Below are 17,115 nucleotides of genomic sequence, written 5' to 3'. Positions count from 1 at the left end.
CAGGCCAACGAGGCCGAGACCACGACCGCATCCGGTCTGGTCATTCCCGACACCGCTAAGGAAAAGCCCCAAGAGGGCAAAGTCGTCGCCGTCGGCCCCGGCCGGTGGGATGAGGACGGCTCGAAGCGGATTCCGCTGGACGTGTCCAAGGGCGACACCGTCATCTACAGCAAGTACGGCGGCACCGAGATCAAGTACAACGGCGAGGAGTACCTGATCCTGTCGGCACGCGACGTGCTGGCCGTCGTCGACAAGTAGCTAGAGGCGTGTTCCGCCCCGGGGAACACCTGCGTCAACGCGTGGGTGATTTCCGGGGCGGATCGCTTATGAGACGGGACAAGTAAGGACCTATGAGCAAGCAAATTGAGTTCAACGAAACCGCGCGCCGGGCGATGGAAGCCGGCGTGGACAAGCTCGCCAACGCGGTCCGCGTGACGCTGGGCCCGCGCGGCCGGCATGTGGTGCTGGCCAAAGCCTTTGGCGGGCCCACGGTGACCAACGACGGCGTCACGGTCGCCCGCGACATCGACCTGGAAGACCCGTTCGAGAACTTGGGCGCCCAGCTGGTCAAGTCGGTGGCCACCAAGACCAACGACATCGCCGGCGACGGCACCACCACCGCGACCGTACTGGCGCAGGCCATCATCAAGCACGGACTGCGCAACGTCGCGGCGGGCGCCAACCCGATCGAGCTCGGTCTGGGTATCAGCAAGGCCGCCGATGCGGTGTCCGAGGCGCTGCTGGCATCGGCCACCCCGGTGTCCGGCCAGACCGGCATCGCTCAGGTGGCCACCGTGTCGTCGCGTGACGAGCAGATCGGTGAGCTGGTCGGTGAGGCGATGACCAAGGTCGGCCACGACGGGGTGGTCAGCGTCGAGGAGTCGTCGACGCTGAACACCGAGCTCGAGTTCACCGAGGGCGTCGGCTTCGACAAGGGCTTCCTGTCGGCGTACTTCGTCACCGACTTCGACGCTCAGCAGGCCGTGCTCGAGGACGCCCTGATCCTGTTGCACCGCGACAAGATCAGCTCGCTGCCCGACTTGCTGCCGTTGCTGGAGAAGGTCGCCGAGGCCGGTAAGCCGCTGCTGGTTATCGCCGAGGATGTCGAGGGCGAGCCGCTGTCGACCCTGGTGGTCAACGCTATCCGCAAGACGCTGAGAGCTGTCGCGGTCAAGGCGCCGTTCTTCGGCGACCGCCGCAAGGCGTTCCTTGAGGACCTGGCCATCGTCACCGGCGGCCAGGTGGTCAACCCCGACGTCGGGCTCGCGCTGCGCGAGGTCGCCCTCGATGTGCTCGGATCGGCTCGCCGTGTGGTGGTCAGCAAGGACGACACCGTCATCGTCGAGGGTGGTGGCAGTGCCGAGGCCATCGACAACCGCGCCAAGCAACTCCGTGCCGAGATCGAAGCCTCGGACTCCGACTGGGATCGGGAAAAGCTGGAAGAGCGGCTGGCCAAGCTGTCCGGCGGCGTGGCCGTGATCAAGGTCGGTGCCGCCACCGAGACCGCGCTGAAAGAGCGCAAGGAAAGCGTCGAGGACGCGGTTGCCGCTGCCAAGGCCGCTGTCGAAGAGGGCATCGTCGCCGGTGGTGGCTCCGCGCTGGTGCATGCCCGCAAGGCGCTCAAGAAGCTGCAGAAGTCGCTGTCCGGCGATGAGGCCAGCGGCGTCGAGGTGTTCTCCAACGCGCTCAGCGCCCCGCTGTACTGGATCGCGACCAACGCGGGCCTCGACGGCGCGGTTGCGGTCAGCAAGGTCGGCGAGCTGCCGGTCGGCCACGGGCTGAACGCGGCGACGCTGAAGTACGGCGACCTGGCCGCCGACGGGGTCATCGACCCGGTCAAGGTCACCCGGTCCGCGGTGCTCAACGCCGCATCGGTGGCGCGCATGGTGCTGACCACCGAGACGGCCATCGTCGAGAAAGTAAGCCACGACGAGGACGAGCACGGCCACGGTCATCACCACGGTCACGCTCACTAGAACTAGAAGTTCTCGCACTCACTCGAAGCACCCTCGGCCTCTGATCCGAGGGTGCTTTGTTTCTAGGGCGATCGACGTTTCTAGGGCGATCAACGACCTCAGCGACCGTGCGGTTTCTTTACGCAACACGCCGCAACGGCGTAAAAATTCGCACACTCGAGGACGGCGCAGCCCGGCCGTTCGCGACCACGCGCTACTCATACCCTCCCGCGGGCGGCCCACGGTGACGTACGGCAATTCCTCCGCAATACCTCGACGCACGTCAACGTCTGGCAACCGGCCACGCCCACTTTGAACTACGGTGCTCCAGTGACGTGGTGCTGCAGCGATCCAGCCCGACTGGATCTGCCTCGCCCTGCTGGGCCGAGTCCACCCGTTAACGTGGTGGCCCTGGCATGATTGCCAGGACAGTACGGCCCAACGACCGGTTCTGAGGGACACGCTGATGGGGTTACGCCAACGGGCGTTGGAGGGGGTCGCCGGGCAACTCGGCCGCCCGCATGGACTCGTGGGTCGCGGCGTAGCGGTACTGCTCAATCGCGGCAACCGGCCAGCAGTGGCAGCCGCTGTAGGCGCGACCGGGGCAGTCGCCGGAAACACCGTGGCCGATATAGGTTTTGGCGGCGGGTTAGGGCTGGATTTGCTGCTTCAGCGGGTCGGTCAGCAGGGCACCGTTCACGGTGTGGAAATCGCCGAGGACATGCTCACGCGCGCTCGTGCGCGCTTCACGACGCAAATCGCGGCTGGCCAACTAATGCTTGTCAGTGGGTCGCTGACCGCGTTGCCGCTCGAGGATAAGTCGTTGGACGCGGCGATCACCGTCAATACCGTGTACTTTGTGTCTGACCTCGACGCGGTTTGCACCGAACTTGCCCGCGTCCTGCGACCCGGTGCCCGGGCAGTGTTAGGGGTCGGTGATCCTGAAGCGATGGGGCGCTTGCCTTTTACCGCCAACGGGTTCAAGCTTCGTCCGATCGGCCAGGTCGTTGCCGCATTAAGGAGAGCGGGATTCGTGGATGTCGAGAACCGCCGCCTTGCCGAGGTGGCTATCCCACACCATCTGATCGTTGCCCGTGCCTTGGGGTAGACGATGTGGAGGATGAATTAGGTCTCAGCCGCGTCCATAGCGTCTAAACGGTGGTACGCACTCGTCAGGCCGCGACCCGATTCACTCGTGCGGGCCCGTCCCCTGACGTAGGGCGGTGGCACATGATGAACAACCGAGACGGCCATCGTCGAGAAGCCAGCCGAGGAGGCGGACGACCACGGTCACGGTCACCACGCCCACTAGTTCTTGAGACGGAACACCCCGGTCGATCGGCGGATTCATTCCGTTTTCGGCGGAGAGAGCGGCGTCACCAATAGTCGCAGCTCAACGGTGACCTCCGTTTAGTCTCTCGGCATGGACCGAATCTGGCAGTGGGCGTGGGATCGGTACGGGCCGAGGTACTCGTGGGCGCTGTGTGCGATGGGGTTTTCAGTGGTGCTGCCGATCTACCTGCTTGGGTCATTTGCCGTTGTCGCTTTTGAGAGGTCCGGTCAGTACGTCGAGGCAGCCGTCGTCACCGGTGTTGCCGTGCTGGCGATGTCCTACATGTTCCTTCCTCCGGGACACCGACGGTTCCGCCTTGCACAGCAATGGGCAGCCGGGCGCGAGGTAGATCGGGCGACAGCCCTGCAGGACACCTATGCCTATACTCGGCGGCCGGTTTCCCGGTTGGTGGCGGTCCACGTTGTTCTGGCCGCCACGCTGTTGGTTGTTGTCGGTGTCATTGCCGGCGCGACGGGGGCGCGGCTCGTCCAGTACGCGATTGTGGGAACCGTCTTCGGAATTGCCGTCCAACTGATCGCTCTGCACAGCGTCATCGAAGGAGCAATGCGACCGGTCAGGATCGCGCTATCTGGTGATACGGGGATCGGTGACACCCTGCCCCGCTCACGACCAACGTTTGCGGCGTGGTCGAACCTATCCGTGGTCATGGTCGCGCTCGCGTTCGCCGTCTCGGGCGCGATGCTGGCGGGCGTGTTCAAACGGGCTACTGAGGTCCCCGTCCTCTGGGTCGTGATCGGGTGCGCGTTGGCGTTTGGCTTCGCGTTGCCGATCACCGTCGGCGTCGGGTTCTCGCCATCCTTGCGTCCGATTCGCGACCTCGCCGCAGGAACCGAACGAGTTGCCGCCGGCGACTACAGCCGACGGGTGCCGGCGGTTCAAGACGATGACCTCGGTGCGCTGGCGGCGTCATTCAACAGGATGCAGGCGGGTTTGGCGGAGCGGCAACGACTTCAGGGGGCGTTCGGGACCTATGTCGACCCGGCCCTCGCGGCGCGACTGCTCGAGCAGGGCGACGACGTCTTCACCGGCGAGCGCCGCGAGGTGAGCGTCATGTTCGTCGACATCCGCGACTTCACCCCGTTCGCCGAGGCGAACACCGCCGAGGAGACCGTCGCGCGTCTCAACGCCCTGTTCGAGATCGTCGTGCCTGCCGTCCTCGACGCCGGTGGGCATGTCAACAAGTTTCTCGGCGACGGCGCGCTGGCCGTGTTCGGCGCCCCCAACGACCTTGCCGATCATGCCGACGCCGCGGTGAGCGCTGCGGTTGTGATTCACCGCCTGATAGCAGAAAGGTTCGGCGGCGCGCTTCGGATCGGCATCGGGATCAATACCGGTGTGGTGATCGCCGGCACGATCGGCGGGGGAGGCAAGCTCGAGTTCACCCTGATCGGCGACACCGTCAACGTTGCGGCCCGCGTCGAGCAGCTCACCAAAACTACCGGTGATGCGATCCTTCTCACTCACCAGACTGTCGACGCCCTGGTTTCTCGACCCCTCGGCCTCACCGACCGGGGATCGCAGGCACTCAAAGGTAAATCAGCCGGTGTAAGGGTCTTCGGACTCGACCCATCGATGACTCGTTGACGGCTTACCTTCAGCACCACCGAGACGGCCATCGTCGAGAAGCCAGCCGAGGAGGCGGACGACCACGGTCACGGCCACCATCACGGCCACGCCCACTAGTTCTTGAGACGGAACACCCCGGTTTTCACCGGGGTGTTTCGCTTTCTCGGTTAGTGCGTCAGCCTCATGGAGGCGGGCTCGTTGTACCGGTCATGGTTGGTGCCATCGTGGAGGTCGGGCTCGTCACCGTGACGGTGCTCGTGCTCGTGCTCGTCGAAGGCGGCGGCACGGCGACCGTCGTGGTGACCGTGCTGACACTGGTGGTCGTCGTGGACGACGACGTGGTGCTCGCTGGGGCGGCGATCACCCCGCACGCCACACGCTTGCCCGCTTCATTCATAGCGCTGGCGCCGAGGTTGCCGGCGCCCTGGTGAAGGATCAGCGCGCTGCCCGAGCTATTTCTCAAGTCCGCTGCGGTGAACGCACTCGTCGTGGTGACCAGTTTCGCCGATCCATCGGGCCGAACCTGTAAATCAGTCAGCTCACCGCTGGCGGGATTACCAGTGTGGTTCGGCGCCTGGTACACGTCGCCAGCGGATTCGAAGTCCCCGGTCGAGCCTCCCGTCGGCGCAGCCGAGTTGGCCACACACTGGCCGACCGAGTGAACCATCAGCGCATGAAAACCGGGGGACAGCACCTGGTTGGGGCCTGCTTCCACGGTGACCGTCGCGTAGCCATTCGTGAACTCGAAAGTGGCATTGCCGACCACGTTGCCATCGGCGCCCTTCAACTGCGTAGTCATCTTCCCCGCGTTGGACTGCGAGGAGGACGTCGACGTCGCGGGCTGGCTACTATTCGGGTTTGCGCATGCGCCTAGCGATCCTACGGCCACCGCACATACCGCGGCCGCAACGGTTACATCCATTTTCGATGCCTTTTTCATGGGCTGATCCTAAGCACGCCAACGGGTCGTCTCTGGTGTATTCGACAAGAGCGTCATGGCAGCTCTTCGCCAGAAGCCAGCGGCCAAAGACCGGGGTCTTCTTATTGACGCGTTAACGAGCGACTAAGACGACGACTGTCGGCTTCGGATGCGACCCTGCGACACCGACGCCGGATGGATCCCGAAGACGCCGAACCGCTCGGGTGGTGCGTCGGCTGACGCGGTGTGCTCGTTCCGCCATACGACCGACTCACCTGAAAGCCGGGTATGCGCGGGTTGGGGATGCTGCTGGAGTCGGTCGAACTTGTCCAGCCGGTGACCCGGCGTGAGCCCTACCAAGATGAAGTTCCAGAACTCGCGAATGAAATTGCCGGCCGTACGACGAGTATCCGGGCCGTTGACGTAGCGGCGTGCGATGGTCAGAAAATCTTCGGGTTCGACGCCAGCGACATCACGGACGTGAGTCGTCGGGCCCCCGACTTCCCAGGTTCCCAGTGCGGTCTCGGGCAGATAGTGGCGCAAGCCGGACTGGGTGTACACGTCGAAACCGAGTCGTTTTTCGTTCGCGCGCAAGGCCTTCATGAACATCCACGGAGGGATATCGATGTGGCGCACCCGTCGGCCCAGCGCCTCACCCATCGCGTCGGCGATCTCTGCTCCGGTTAGCAGCGTCGGCCCGGTCGGGCGGTAGGCCCGGCCGTCATGACGGTGCGGGTCCAGCAGCGCACCCACTGCAACGCGGGCGATGTCTTCGTTGGACGGCGGTGCGTTGCGGCCCGCCCCGGTCGGCATCGGCAACACGCCCAGCTGGGCCGCCTGTGGCATCAGGTTCATGTAGTTATCGGCGAAGAAGCCCGGGTCGACGGCGACGTGGGCGGTGTCCGGCAGGAGCTCAAACAACTTGTCGGTCAGCCAGGCCTGCCTTGTCATCAGTGATGGGTGCTCGGGGCTGGCCAGCCATTGCCCAAGCGCCACCACGGCTTCCACCCCTGCGCGTCGTGCCGCTACGGCGAACGCAACCGCGCTGTCGAGCACATGGGGATGGTACGGGGGATTGAAATAGAGCCGGTCGACCCCGGTCATCGCGGCCGTAACCTGTTGAATGTCAAACATATCGGCGACGACGACCTCGGCTCCCAAGCTCCGCAACCGCGCGCTTCGCGCGTCGTCACGATGCACCATGGCCCTGGTCGTGATGCCCTTTTCCAGCAATTGGTCGGCCACCGCGCCGCCGATCTTGCCCGTGGCGCCGGTTACCAGTACGCGTGTCGTTGTCATGGGGGTTCCCTTTCTTCGTCGGCGGCCAAATGTGACCACTGGTTACTTCGCCTAGTATGGGATCAGATGTGACCGTTGTCAACATCGCGCGTGGCGTGCAATTCTGAGGGCATGAGCCCCGAAAGCGCCGATCCGGATCCGCGGAAGCCCTACCATCACGGGTCGTTGCGATCGGCCCTCATCGAGGCGAGCATCGCGCTGGCTCGCGAGGGTGGCCCTGATCGGGTGATCCTGCGCGAGGCCGCCCGCGCTGCCGGGGTGTCGCATTCGGCTGCCTACCGCCATTTCGCCGACCGCGAGGCGCTGTTGGTCGAGGTGGCGCGCTTTGCGCGCAACGAGCTCGGCTCTGAGATGCGCCGACGGGTCAACCGCGCCAAGGATCCCCGGCGCCGGTTGCGCGCGGTCGGCACCGCCTACATCCAATTCGCACTCGCCGAGCCCGGACTGTTTCGCACCGCGTTCACCTCGCATCCCGCCACATCCGGTGACGCACCGAACGATCGAGCGACAGGAGGCTCAGACCAGGAGGACACCAGCGACGCCACCGAGCCCTTCGAGGTTCTTGGTCAAGTCCTCGACGAAGCCGAAGCCGCCGGTCTACTGGATCCTCGCCGCAGGCCGGGGGCCGAGATTGCGGTGTGGTCGGCGGTGCACGGCTTGGCCGGCCTACTCCTCGATGGACCGTTACCCACGAGCGATGAAGCCATCAAATTTGCGTGGCAGCAGGTGCAAGGGCTCGTGGAGCGCGGACTGCTGGACGGCTAATCGCGATCGCGACCAGCTTGTATTGATGGCGGTCCGCCGGTGCCCGCCCGTCAGGGTTGACGCGCTGCCGCATGCGGTGCAATGTGATACACGTCATATGACCACTGGTCACGCCCGGCGGAAAGGCGGCAGCTCATGACCACGAGGGACAAGTACACCGACGTGCCCGCGCCTTACTCGTGGGAGGTCGCCAGTGCCGGCGACGCGCGCTTCACGTGGGAGTACGACGACGGGCGCGCCCGGCTCCTTTCGCTGTATCAAAAGGGAAAGGACAAGCAGTGGGATGCCCAGTCGCGCATCGACTGGGCGCAAGACGTCGACCCGATGAATCCGATCGAGCTGCCCGACGAGTTCCATCCGCTGTTCGGCAGCCCGATGTGGGACGCCGCAGACGACGCACGTCGCGCCGAGATGCGCCAGCACTTCCAGGCCTGGCAGCTCTCGCAGTTCCTGCACGGCGAGCAGGGTGCGATGGTGTGCGCGGCCAAGATCGTCGAGGTCGTCCCGGACCTGGACGCGAAGTTCTACGCGGCCACCCAGACCATGGACGAGGCCCGGCACGTCGAGGCATTCTCGCGGTTCCTGCAGGAGAAGGTCGACGTGGTCTACCCGATCAATAAGCACCTGACCGCGCTGCTGGACGACACCCTGCGCGACTCGCGCTGGGACATGCCCTACCTCGGCATGCAGGTCCTCATCGAAGGGCTCGCACTCGCCGCCTTCGGGGTGCTGCGGGACATGTCGGCGCAGGACTCGCTGGCCAGGAAGGTGCTGGCCTACGTCATGCAGGACGAGGCCCGGCACGTCGCCTTCGGCCGAATCTCGCTGAAGGACTACTACTCCGCGCTGACCGAAGCCGAGCGGGGCGAGCGTGAAGAGTTTGTCGTCGACGCGTGTTATCTGATGCGCGACCGGTTCCGCGGCGAGGAGGTCTTCGAAACCCTTGGCATGGACGTCCAAGCGTGTGCTGAGTGGGTCGACACGTCGCCGCTGATGATTCAGTTCCGCTCCCACCTGTTCAGCCGCATCGTGCCGATCGTCAAGGACATCGGGTTGTGGGGCGACAAGGTCCAGAAGGCCTTCAAGGACATGGGTGTGATCGACATGGCCGGCCTCGACATCGAGGCGCTGATGAAGGCCGATGAGGATCAAGCCGCCGCGCTGGACAAGGCACACCAGGAGATGGCCGACCGGGCCCTCGAGGTGGACGAGGTGATCGCGGCGGGCGCGAGCTAACCCAATGTCCGGTTGGGCAATCGGTTAGCGCCGCCGCAAGACCATCACGTGGTCAGTGAGGATCGCCTGCTGCCCCTCCGGTCCGAGCGCGTCGCGCTCGACCGCTCCGACCCTGATTCGATCCCATTGAGAGTCATCGAGATTCAATGACGACACCACTTCGTGCGCGGTCGGGAACTCATGGCGACGGTGATCCAGCTTCGACGCCCACGGCGGTGCCGCGCCATGATCCACCACCACCAGCGCGCCGCCCGCGACGACGGCCTGGGCCGCCCGCCGCAACAGCCGCGTCCGATCCAGCGGGACTGGCGAATGCAAAAACTGCGCCGACACCAAGTCGAACGCGCCATCCGGAAAACTTTCCGTCAGGTCGTGACGCTGAAAGTCGATGCCAGCGCCCAGATTCCGGGCCGCTGCATCGACCGCCGCCCGGTCCAGGGCGGTCTGCGAGACGTCCACTGCCGTCACGCGCCAGCCGTGCCTGGCGAGCCACATCGCGTCGGCGCCCTCACCGCAGCCGAGGTCGAGCGCATGGCCCGGCGCCATCGGCTCGACCAGCTCGGCGAGCCTGACGTTCACCCGTCCACTCCACACCCGATCGCGGGTGCCGTAGCGCTCTTCCCAGGCCTGTTGTGCCTCAGACATTGCCATGCCGTCACCTTGCCCGCGGCTGGTGCGAGATGGCAAGGTGTCTTGCCATGGAGGCAAAAGTCAGCGTTGATGTGCTGGTACGGCGGCGGCTGCGTGAGCTACGCACGCAGCGCGGGCTGACGCTCGAGGACGTCGCGCAAGCAGCGCGGATCGACGTGTCCACGCTGAGCCGTCTGGAGTCGGGGAAACGGCGGCTTGCGCTGGATCATCTGCCGCGACTGGCCGCCGCGCTGTCCGTCAGCACCGACGACCTGGTGCGCGAACCAGCGGCCGAAGACCCGCGCGTACGCGGGAGCTCGCAAACCCGCCACGGCGTCACGTACTGGCCACTCACTCGGCAGGGCCCCGCTGGCGGGCTGCATACGTTCAAGATCCGGGTCAGTTCCCGCCGTCGCAAGCCGCCCACCGAGTTGCCCGTGCATGAAGGTCAGGAATGGATTTATGTGCTGTCAGGTCGGTTGCGACTTGTCCTCGGTGACCGCGATTTCACCATCAATCCCGGTGAAGCCGTGGAGTTCTCGACATGGACGCCGCACTGGTTCGGCGTAGTCGACGGTCAGGTGGAGGCGATCATGATGTTCGGGCCACACGGTGAACGGCTGCACCTGCACAGCTGATTCCGGGGAAGGCTACTCAGGCGGTTGCGCGGGTTTTGCAAGGGCATCGCGCCCAGGATATCGTCGGCGGGCACTCACCAACAGGTGTAGCCGCCGTCGATCACGATGTCGGAACCGGTCATGTAGCTCGACGCGTCGCTCGCGAGATACAGGTATAGGCCGACGAGTTCCTCTGGCCGGCCCAAGCGTCCGAGCGGGATCTTCGGTTCCCACAACGGGTGGTACTCGGCGTAGGGCTCCACCAATTCGGTAAGGATGTAGCCCGGGCTGACGCTGTTGACGCGGATGTTGTAGGGCGCGAACTCCACAGCCATAGCCTTGGTCAGGTGAATGACCGCTGCTTTCGAGGCGCAGTAGTGGCCTACCTGCTGCGGGGTGTTGGCGATGTGGCCCGACATCGATGCCGTGTTGATGATGGTTCCGGTTCGTTGCTGCGCGACCATGGCCTTGGCCGCGGCCTGTGCGGTGAGGAAGACACCGTTGACATTGGTGTTCTGGATGCGCTGAAACTCCTCCAGCGGCATGTCCAGCAAGCTGTTGAGGGTGATGATCCCGGCGTTGCATACCGCGATGTCGATCCCTCCCAACTCGTCGTTGACTCGGCTCAGCATGGTGGCCACCGATTCGGGCCGCGTGACATCGCAGGTGATGGGAACCGCTGTCCCACCACCGGCAGCGATCTCGGCGGCCAACTCCTGCAGTGGCTCCTGATGCCGGGCCGCGAGCGCCACTGCGGCCCCGGCTTGCGCGTACGCCAGCGCCACTTGCTTGCCGATACCGCTGGAGGCGCCGGTCACGAGAGCGTTCTTGCCATGCAAGTCAAAGAGATTCATTACGTTCACTCGCTCACGACCCTCCCCGACGGCCCTCTTTTTTCCGGCACCGTGCCCGCCACCGCACGGCTAGCAGGGCCGTCCTCAGACCACCGTCAATCGCAGCGCACCGGGCGCCGTCTCCGGGACGGCCGGCAGCTTCGGCGCCACCGGTGCGAGGCGCTGGTACGGCTCGCCTAACGCCGGGCGCGGGTCCGCATCGCCCTTGTTCGGCCAGAACGACATTGCCCGCTCGGCCTGGGCGGTGATCGTCAGCGACGGGTTCACGCCCAGGTTGGCGGTGATCGCCGAGCCGTCGGCGATGTGCAGACCCGGGTAACCGAACACCCGTTGGTACGGGTCGACGACACCCTCCTTCGGCGACGTGCCGATGACACAGCCGCCGATGTAGTGCGCCGTGGCCGGGATGTTGAACGGGTCGGCGAACGAGCCGCGCGTGTCACCGTCGATCTTGTTGGCGAACAGTTTCGCGATGTCGTGGGCGATCGGGATCCAGGTGGGGTTCGGCTTGCCGGTGCCCTGCTTGGTGAGCAGCCGTCCGCGTCGGCGGTAGGACGTCAACGAGTTGTCCAGGGACTGCATGAACAGCAGGATTACGCTGCGCTCCGAGGCGTGCCGGTTGTTGAGCGAGCGCAGGAACACCGTCGGGTGCAGCACGTTCGCGAGCAGGAAGCGCACGAACCGGAACGCTCCGCCGTCGACCATCGGCACCGTCTGAACGAAGAGTGCATTCTGGCCCTTGCCGTAATGGCAGACCTCGAGGTGGGTGTTCGGGTCGGGGTGAATCGACGACGTAATCGCGACGCCCTGAGCGAAGTCGGTCCCCCGCTTCTTCGCCACGGCGCCCAGGATTGCCTCGGAGTTGCTGCGGGTGAGCTCGCCTAGCCGCGGCGACAGCGCCGGCAATGTGCCGTTGTTCTTCAGCTTGTGCAGCAGCTTCTGCGTGCCGAGCGCTGCGGCAGCGAAAACGACCTGCTGGGCGATGTACGTCTTCTCGCCGCGGCGCAGCGTGCCGTTCGCCCGCACCGTCTCGACCTGGTAGCCACCGCCGTCGAGGGAACGCACCGAGGTGACCGTCGTCAGCGGGTGCACCTGGGCGCCGGCTTGTTCGGCCAGGTACAGATAGTTCGTCAGCGTCGTGTTCTTCGCGTTGTGCGGGCAGCCGGTGAGGCAGCGGGCGCAGTGGATACACCCCGCTCGGCGTGGCCCGGCGCCCCCGAAGTACGGGTCGGCGACCTCCTGGCCCTCGTGGCCCTCGTTGAAGAAGACACCGACGTCGGTGGCATGAAACGTGTCAGCGACGCCGAGTTCGTCGGCGATTTGCTTGACCACCTCGTCGGCCGGCGTCAGGCGAGGGTTGGGGTTGACGCCGAGCATCCGGTTGGCCTGGTCATAGTAGGGGGCGAGCTCGGCTTTCCAGTCGGTGATGTGCGCCCACTGCTTGTCGCGGTAGAACGGGTCGAGCGGCTGGTACAGCGTGTTGCCGTAGATGATCGAGCCACCGCCGACCGCGGCCGCGCTGGACACGAGGCACTTGCCGAGGGTGCTGATGCGCTGAGGTCCGGTCAGCCCGAGCTTCGGCGCCCAGATCGACTTGCGCGCGTTCCAGTTCGACTTCGGTAGTGAGTCCGAGTCCCAGCGCCGGCCGGACTCGAAAACTCCGACCCGGTAACCCTTCTCGGTCAGCCGTAGGGCGGTGACGCTGCCGCCGAAGCCGGACCCGATCACTAGGACGTCGTAGTCGTAGTCACCCATCGTTCACACCGTTTCGTAGTGGTCGGCGACGAACTTCATCATCTGGTGCCGGTGCCGGTGCCGGTGCCGGGCGCCGAGCAGAGGACAATGAATCTTAATTCCGCGCTCCGCTAGTTGATAGGGGCGTAGCTGGATAATCTCGATGTCCGACATCGAAGTCGCCCAACTCCCGCTGACACCGAATGGGGACGACGCATGAGCATGGCTTACCTGGCGCAACCGGAGCAGCAGCAGCAATTGGAATGGCTCGACGGCGGCACGCTGGCGATCTTGCTCGACGGCAAGGCCACCAACGGCCAGCTGATGGTGGGACGTTTCGATGTGAGCGAGGGCGAAGCGCCGCCGTATCACAAACACACGCGTGAGGATGAGGTCTTCATGCTGATCAAGGGCACCGCGCTGCTCTGGCTGGACGACGAGGAGATGGAGCTATCGGAGGGCGGAATCGTCTTCTTGCCCAAGAACATTCCGCACGCCTACCGCATCACATCCAAAAAAGCGGATTTGCTCATGATCAACACGCCCGCGGGAATCGAAGGCATGTTCCGTTACGCCGGTCGTGACAAAGCAACGCCGCGCCCGGACGGTTTCGAAATCTCGCCCGAGCGGATGGCCGAGGGAGCGGACAAGTTCGGACAGATCATTCTTGGCCCTCCGCGGTGAAACTCGCCGCATAATGGGGCAAATGCCCGATGCGTACGACATTGCCGAAGAGCAAAATCCTTGGGTCATGGAGCAACTAACCGCAGCGTAGGCAGCGGCGACGTTGACGTCCGGTGGCTTGGTTCTGGCCGGTCAAGGTCAAGGCATCGATGGGGGCCCCAATCCGCCACCCCCGCAAAGCCTTCCAGCCTCCGCCTCCCGGGCTGCCTCCGCCTCCCGGTATGTGCTGGAGCATGTGGATTCCCGGGCCCTGCCCCGGCGGCTAGCGGGCGAGGGCGTCAGAGTCCGACAATGACGATGACGACGCCGATCACGATCGCCACCGACAATGACACCAGCAGGAAACCGAAGACGCTCTCTTTGACCTTCGAGGCTTCGTGGTCTCCCGCAGCGATCGGCGTTAGCTTGCGACCGGCGCCCCACGCCGCCGCGAGCAACGTCCCGAGCCAGTTGGCGAACGCGGAGTACACGATCAGAACGACCGCGGTAACGCCCCAGGCGTGGGGGAGGTGGACGTGTGGCCACAGCAGGCCGAGTAGCGCTAGGAACATGCCGTTGAGGACGCCTTCGAGGTGGCTCGTCAGGCCCATCCGCGGGTTCTTCAGTGCGGGGATGGCGAATCCGGTCAGCAGGCCGATGACGAATAGGACCAGCCCGAGCTTGAAGAGCAGGGTCTGCATTGCCGGATCGTAGCAATGCAATCGCGCGACGGCCTCGGACTCTCCGGAGGAACAGATATTTGGTCGCCGTGGCTGGCCCAGCTCGACCATGTGTGGATGCGACCTGACCGGTGGGCGAGGAGTCTCGTTGACTCTGATCGAGCCGGGCCTCTACTCTGGAACAGATATTTGGTCAGGATGGATGCGGAGGTGGCCGGTGACGGAAGGCGCTGATGCCGACCGGTTGCACGACTTTGGCATGTTTGCCACCGCCTTTGCCGGACGACCAGTGGCAGTCGATGGACAGCCGCCCGGCGATCCGCCCTGGTCGGATGGCCAGACCGTCTTCATCGACACGGCGGCGCCCTTCCGGGCGAGCCTGGAGGCCATCGCCGTACAGGCGTCGATGATCGCCGCGGGCAGCCTCGATCCCGACGTCGTGCGTCCATTGGCCCGCCATTCTCGTTTGGCCAGAAGGTATTTGGCGATCGAAGGTCACCGTGCATTAATCGCCAACGCCGACGTGTTGCCGCGTGTGCTGACCTCGTTGGGTGCCGCCGACGTCGCCGAACGCAGCGGTTCGCCGGCAGAGTCGCTGACCGTGGCGTCCGGCAAGGGGCAGATCGACGATCCGCCACCCGAATTCGGCATCATCCGTGCCGCCAAGGTGCTGGCCGTGAGCGCGCGTGCGGAGAAACAGACCGAGCAGCAGGCACCGGCACACGTCCCGCGACGCGAACAATCCCAACAGTTGACGGACCTCGGCGACGACGAGAACGACGACAGCGACGATCCCGACCTGTTCACCAGCCCAGTCGGCGGCGGCGGTTTCATCGGCAGGTGGCTGAAGAGGATGCTGTCCTCGGCGCGCAAGACCGGAAGCGGTGGAGGGCCGCCGGGTGCGGATACGCCGACGCACCGGACCAACTCCGGCAAACGCGGTGCCAACGCGGTGTCATCGCTGGCGTCCGCGTCGGGTGAGAACATCATCGATCACGTTGCCGACCTGCGATCCCGGGGGGTGAAGTATCCGGAATGGGATTTCAGCCGTAAGAGCTATCGGCCGGATTGGTGCACGGTGTTCGAAATCGAGCCTGCGACAAAGGGATCGGCGAGCTCGGCGATCGACGATGCCATCGGCTTGCGGCGCCCGCTGGCGCGGCTCGGAATGGGCCTGCACCGCAGACACCGTCAGCCGCAGGGCGACGACATCGACATCGATGCGGTGGTCGAGGCACACGTCGAAGTGATCGCGGGATCGGTACCCGACGAGGCGGTATATCTGGATAGCCTGCGACGGCGACGTGACTTGTCAGTTCTGTTGCTGCTGGACATCTCGGGTTCGAGCGCGGAGGCCGGCACGCTGGGCCGAACCGTGCACGAGCAACAGCGCACCACGGTCGCCAACCTCACCGTCGCATTGCACGATCTCGGGGACCGCGTAGCGCTCTACGCGTACTACTCGCAGGGCCGAGGCGCGGTGAGCGTGGTTCCGGTCAAGCGATTCGACCACCACCTCGACAGCCACGTGATTAGGCGGTTGAACAGTCTGGAACCTGGCGCATACTCGCGACTCGGCGCGGCGATCCGGCACGGCGCGGCTGTGTTGGAGGCGCACGGAGGTACCTCGCGGCGGCTACTGGTGGTCCTGTCCGACGGGCTGGCCTACGACCACGGTTACGAGCGGGCCTACGGCGCGGCCGACGCGCGCCGTGCGTTGAGCGAAGCGCGCCGCCGTGGCACCGGCTGCGTCTGCCTGACCGTGGGGGCGGGGACCGACGTCGAATCGTTGCGCAGAGTATTCGGAAGCACGGCGCACGCGAGCATCGCTCGTCCCGATCAACTCACGAGTGTTATTGGGCCGCTGTTCCGTTCGGCGATTCGCTCGGCCGAGGTGCGGAGGCGAGTCGCATGACGGACCGCGGCCCGGTGACGTTCTTGAAACTAACATCTGTTCCACTTACGCTCCATTCACCGCAACGCAGCGGCTGGCGGAAGGGTAGTAATGGCTAACGAGCCCACGCTCGCTCACCCAAACGGTGTCGCGCCGACAGCAGGCGCCGCCCGGCCCTACTACACGGCAATCGGCAACGAAGAAGCCGTCTTCAAGGCCGCCTACCGGCAGGGACTGTCGATCCTCCTGAAGGGACCGACCGGATGCGGTAAGACCCGCTTCGTCGAGGCGATGGCCCACGACCTGGGCCGGCCGTTGATTACCGTGGCCTGCCACGACGACCTCACCACGGCCGACCTGGTCGGCCGGTATCTGCTGAAGGGCGGCGAGACGGTCTGGGTCGACGGGCCGCTGACCCGTGCGGTGCGAGACGGTGCCATCTGCTACCTCGACGAGGTGGTGGAAGCTCGCCAGGACACCACCGTCGTGTTGCACCCGCTCGCGGATTACCGACGTCAGCTGCCGATCGAACGACTCGGCGTGACGCTGGACGCGACACCCGGGTTCGGCCTGGTGGTGTCCTACAACCCCGGCTATCAAAGTGTGCTGAAGGACCTCAAGGACTCCACCCGGCAGCGAATGGTTGCCATCGAATTCGGCTTTCCGGCGCCCGAAATCGAAGAGGGGATCGTCGCGCACGAAGCCGGTGTGGATACCGCCACAGCGGCCGAGCTGGTGCGATTCGGTCAAGCCATCCGCCGCCTGGAGTCCGGTGGCCTGCGCGAGGTCGCGTCCACCCGGGTGCTTATCGCGGCCGGCCGGCTGACCGCCGAGGGGCTGCCCATGCACGCGGCGGCCGAGGCGGCGATCGCCGGCCCGCTCACCGACGACGTCGCGGTGAACCGCAGCCTCAAAGAGATGATCAATGTGTATCTGAGCGAGTCTGTCC

16 protein-coding genes are annotated in these 17,115 nt (G+C 65.2%); 10 read left to right on the top strand and 6 right to left on the bottom strand.

What is annotated here, in order from left to right; all coding sequences use genetic code 11:
• The 4 genes from groES to VGH54_RS22415 all read left to right on the top strand — a co-directional run.
• Positions 1–258: co-chaperone GroES (groES, locus tag VGH54_RS22430; protein WP_331514300.1), on the top strand; the 258-nt coding region annotated here is incomplete at its 5' end.
• Positions 259–350: 92 nt separating this feature from the next.
• Entirely contained in the window at positions 351–1,976 is a 1,626-nt protein-coding gene (groL, locus tag VGH54_RS22425; protein WP_331514299.1) for a chaperonin GroEL, read from the top strand.
• Positions 1,977–2,421: 445 nt separating this feature from the next.
• A complete protein-coding gene (locus VGH54_RS22420) occupies positions 2,422–3,063 on the top strand; it encodes a class I SAM-dependent methyltransferase (protein WP_331514298.1) in 642 nt (213 codons plus the stop codon).
• 315 nt (positions 3,064–3,378) lie between these two features.
• Positions 3,379–4,893, top strand: coding sequence for an adenylate/guanylate cyclase domain-containing protein (locus tag VGH54_RS22415; RefSeq protein ID WP_331514297.1), 1,515 nt, complete (start codon positions 3,379–3,381; stop codon positions 4,891–4,893).
• Positions 4,894–5,056: 163 nt separating this feature from the next.
• Here the strand turns inward: VGH54_RS22415 and VGH54_RS22410 are convergent, their stop codons facing one another.
• Positions 5,057–5,815 carry a superoxide dismutase family protein gene (locus tag VGH54_RS22410; RefSeq protein ID WP_414688770.1) on the bottom strand — a complete coding sequence of 253 codons (759 nt, stop codon included), beginning with the start codon at positions 5,813–5,815 and terminating at the stop codon, positions 5,057–5,059.
• Positions 5,816–5,938: 123 nt separating this feature from the next.
• On the bottom strand, positions 5,939–7,093 hold the full coding sequence (locus tag VGH54_RS22405; protein ID WP_331514296.1) for an NmrA family NAD(P)-binding protein: 1,155 nt from the start codon (positions 7,091–7,093) through the stop codon (positions 5,939–5,941).
• Positions 7,094–7,204: 111 nt separating this feature from the next.
• Here VGH54_RS22405 and VGH54_RS22400 point away from each other — a divergent pair, with 111 nt between their 5' ends.
• Together VGH54_RS22400 and VGH54_RS22395 are read left to right on the top strand one after the other, a co-directional pair.
• Entirely contained in the window at positions 7,205–7,858 is a 654-nt protein-coding gene (locus VGH54_RS22400; protein WP_331514295.1) for a TetR/AcrR family transcriptional regulator, read from the top strand.
• A gap of 135 nt (positions 7,859–7,993) precedes the next feature.
• On the top strand, positions 7,994–9,094 hold the full coding sequence (locus VGH54_RS22395) for a diiron oxygenase (protein ID WP_331514294.1): 1,101 nt from the start codon (positions 7,994–7,996) through the stop codon (positions 9,092–9,094).
• A gap of 24 nt (positions 9,095–9,118) precedes the next feature.
• On the opposite strand, the gene VGH54_RS22390 is transcribed toward VGH54_RS22395, so the two are convergent.
• A complete protein-coding gene (locus VGH54_RS22390) occupies positions 9,119–9,745 on the bottom strand; it encodes a class I SAM-dependent methyltransferase (RefSeq protein WP_331514293.1) in 627 nt (208 codons plus the stop codon).
• A 47-nt stretch (positions 9,746–9,792) separates the two neighbouring features.
• Between VGH54_RS22390 and VGH54_RS22385 the strand changes: the two genes are divergently transcribed.
• Positions 9,793–10,362 (top strand): XRE family transcriptional regulator, encoded by a 570-nt coding sequence (locus tag VGH54_RS22385; protein ID WP_331514292.1) that lies wholly within the window; start codon positions 9,793–9,795, stop codon positions 10,360–10,362.
• Between the two features lie 74 nt (positions 10,363–10,436).
• On the opposite strand, the gene VGH54_RS22380 is transcribed toward VGH54_RS22385, so the two are convergent.
• Together VGH54_RS22380 and VGH54_RS22375 are read right to left on the bottom strand one after the other, a co-directional pair.
• Positions 10,437–11,204 carry an SDR family oxidoreductase gene (locus VGH54_RS22380; protein WP_331514291.1) on the bottom strand — a complete coding sequence of 256 codons (768 nt, stop codon included), beginning with the start codon at positions 11,202–11,204 and terminating at the stop codon, positions 10,437–10,439.
• Between the two features lie 75 nt (positions 11,205–11,279).
• Complete coding sequence (locus VGH54_RS22375) at positions 11,280–12,950, bottom strand: GMC family oxidoreductase (protein ID WP_331514290.1); 1,671 nt, start codon at positions 12,948–12,950, stop codon at positions 11,280–11,282.
• 201 nt (positions 12,951–13,151) lie between these two features.
• On the opposite strand from VGH54_RS22375, the gene VGH54_RS22370 reads away from it, so the two are divergent.
• Positions 13,152–13,613, top strand: coding sequence for a cupin domain-containing protein (locus tag VGH54_RS22370; protein ID WP_331514289.1), 462 nt, complete (start codon positions 13,152–13,154; stop codon positions 13,611–13,613).
• A gap of 278 nt (positions 13,614–13,891) precedes the next feature.
• On the opposite strand, the gene VGH54_RS22365 is transcribed toward VGH54_RS22370, so the two are convergent.
• Positions 13,892–14,293: a hydrogenase gene (locus VGH54_RS22365; RefSeq protein ID WP_331514288.1), complete on the bottom strand. Its 402-nt coding sequence runs from the start codon at positions 14,291–14,293 to the stop codon at positions 13,892–13,894.
• A gap of 196 nt (positions 14,294–14,489) precedes the next feature.
• On the opposite strand from VGH54_RS22365, the gene VGH54_RS22360 reads away from it, so the two are divergent.
• Positions 14,490–16,187: a nitric oxide reductase activation protein NorD gene (locus tag VGH54_RS22360; protein WP_414688769.1), complete on the top strand. Its 1,698-nt coding sequence runs from the start codon at positions 14,490–14,492 to the stop codon at positions 16,185–16,187.
• Between the two features lie 90 nt (positions 16,188–16,277).
• Positions 16,278–17,115, top strand: an 838-nt coding sequence (locus VGH54_RS22355; RefSeq protein WP_331514287.1) for a CbbQ/NirQ/NorQ/GpvN family protein, incomplete at its 3' end; no start/stop codon positions are given.

Origin of the sequence: Mycobacterium sp., from assembly GCF_036488105.1 — a bacterium.
GTDB lineage: Bacteria > Actinomycetota > Actinomycetes > Mycobacteriales > Mycobacteriaceae > Mycobacterium.
Note: the sequence above shows the minus strand (reverse complement) of the source record. Positions and strands in the feature narration are given on the sequence as shown.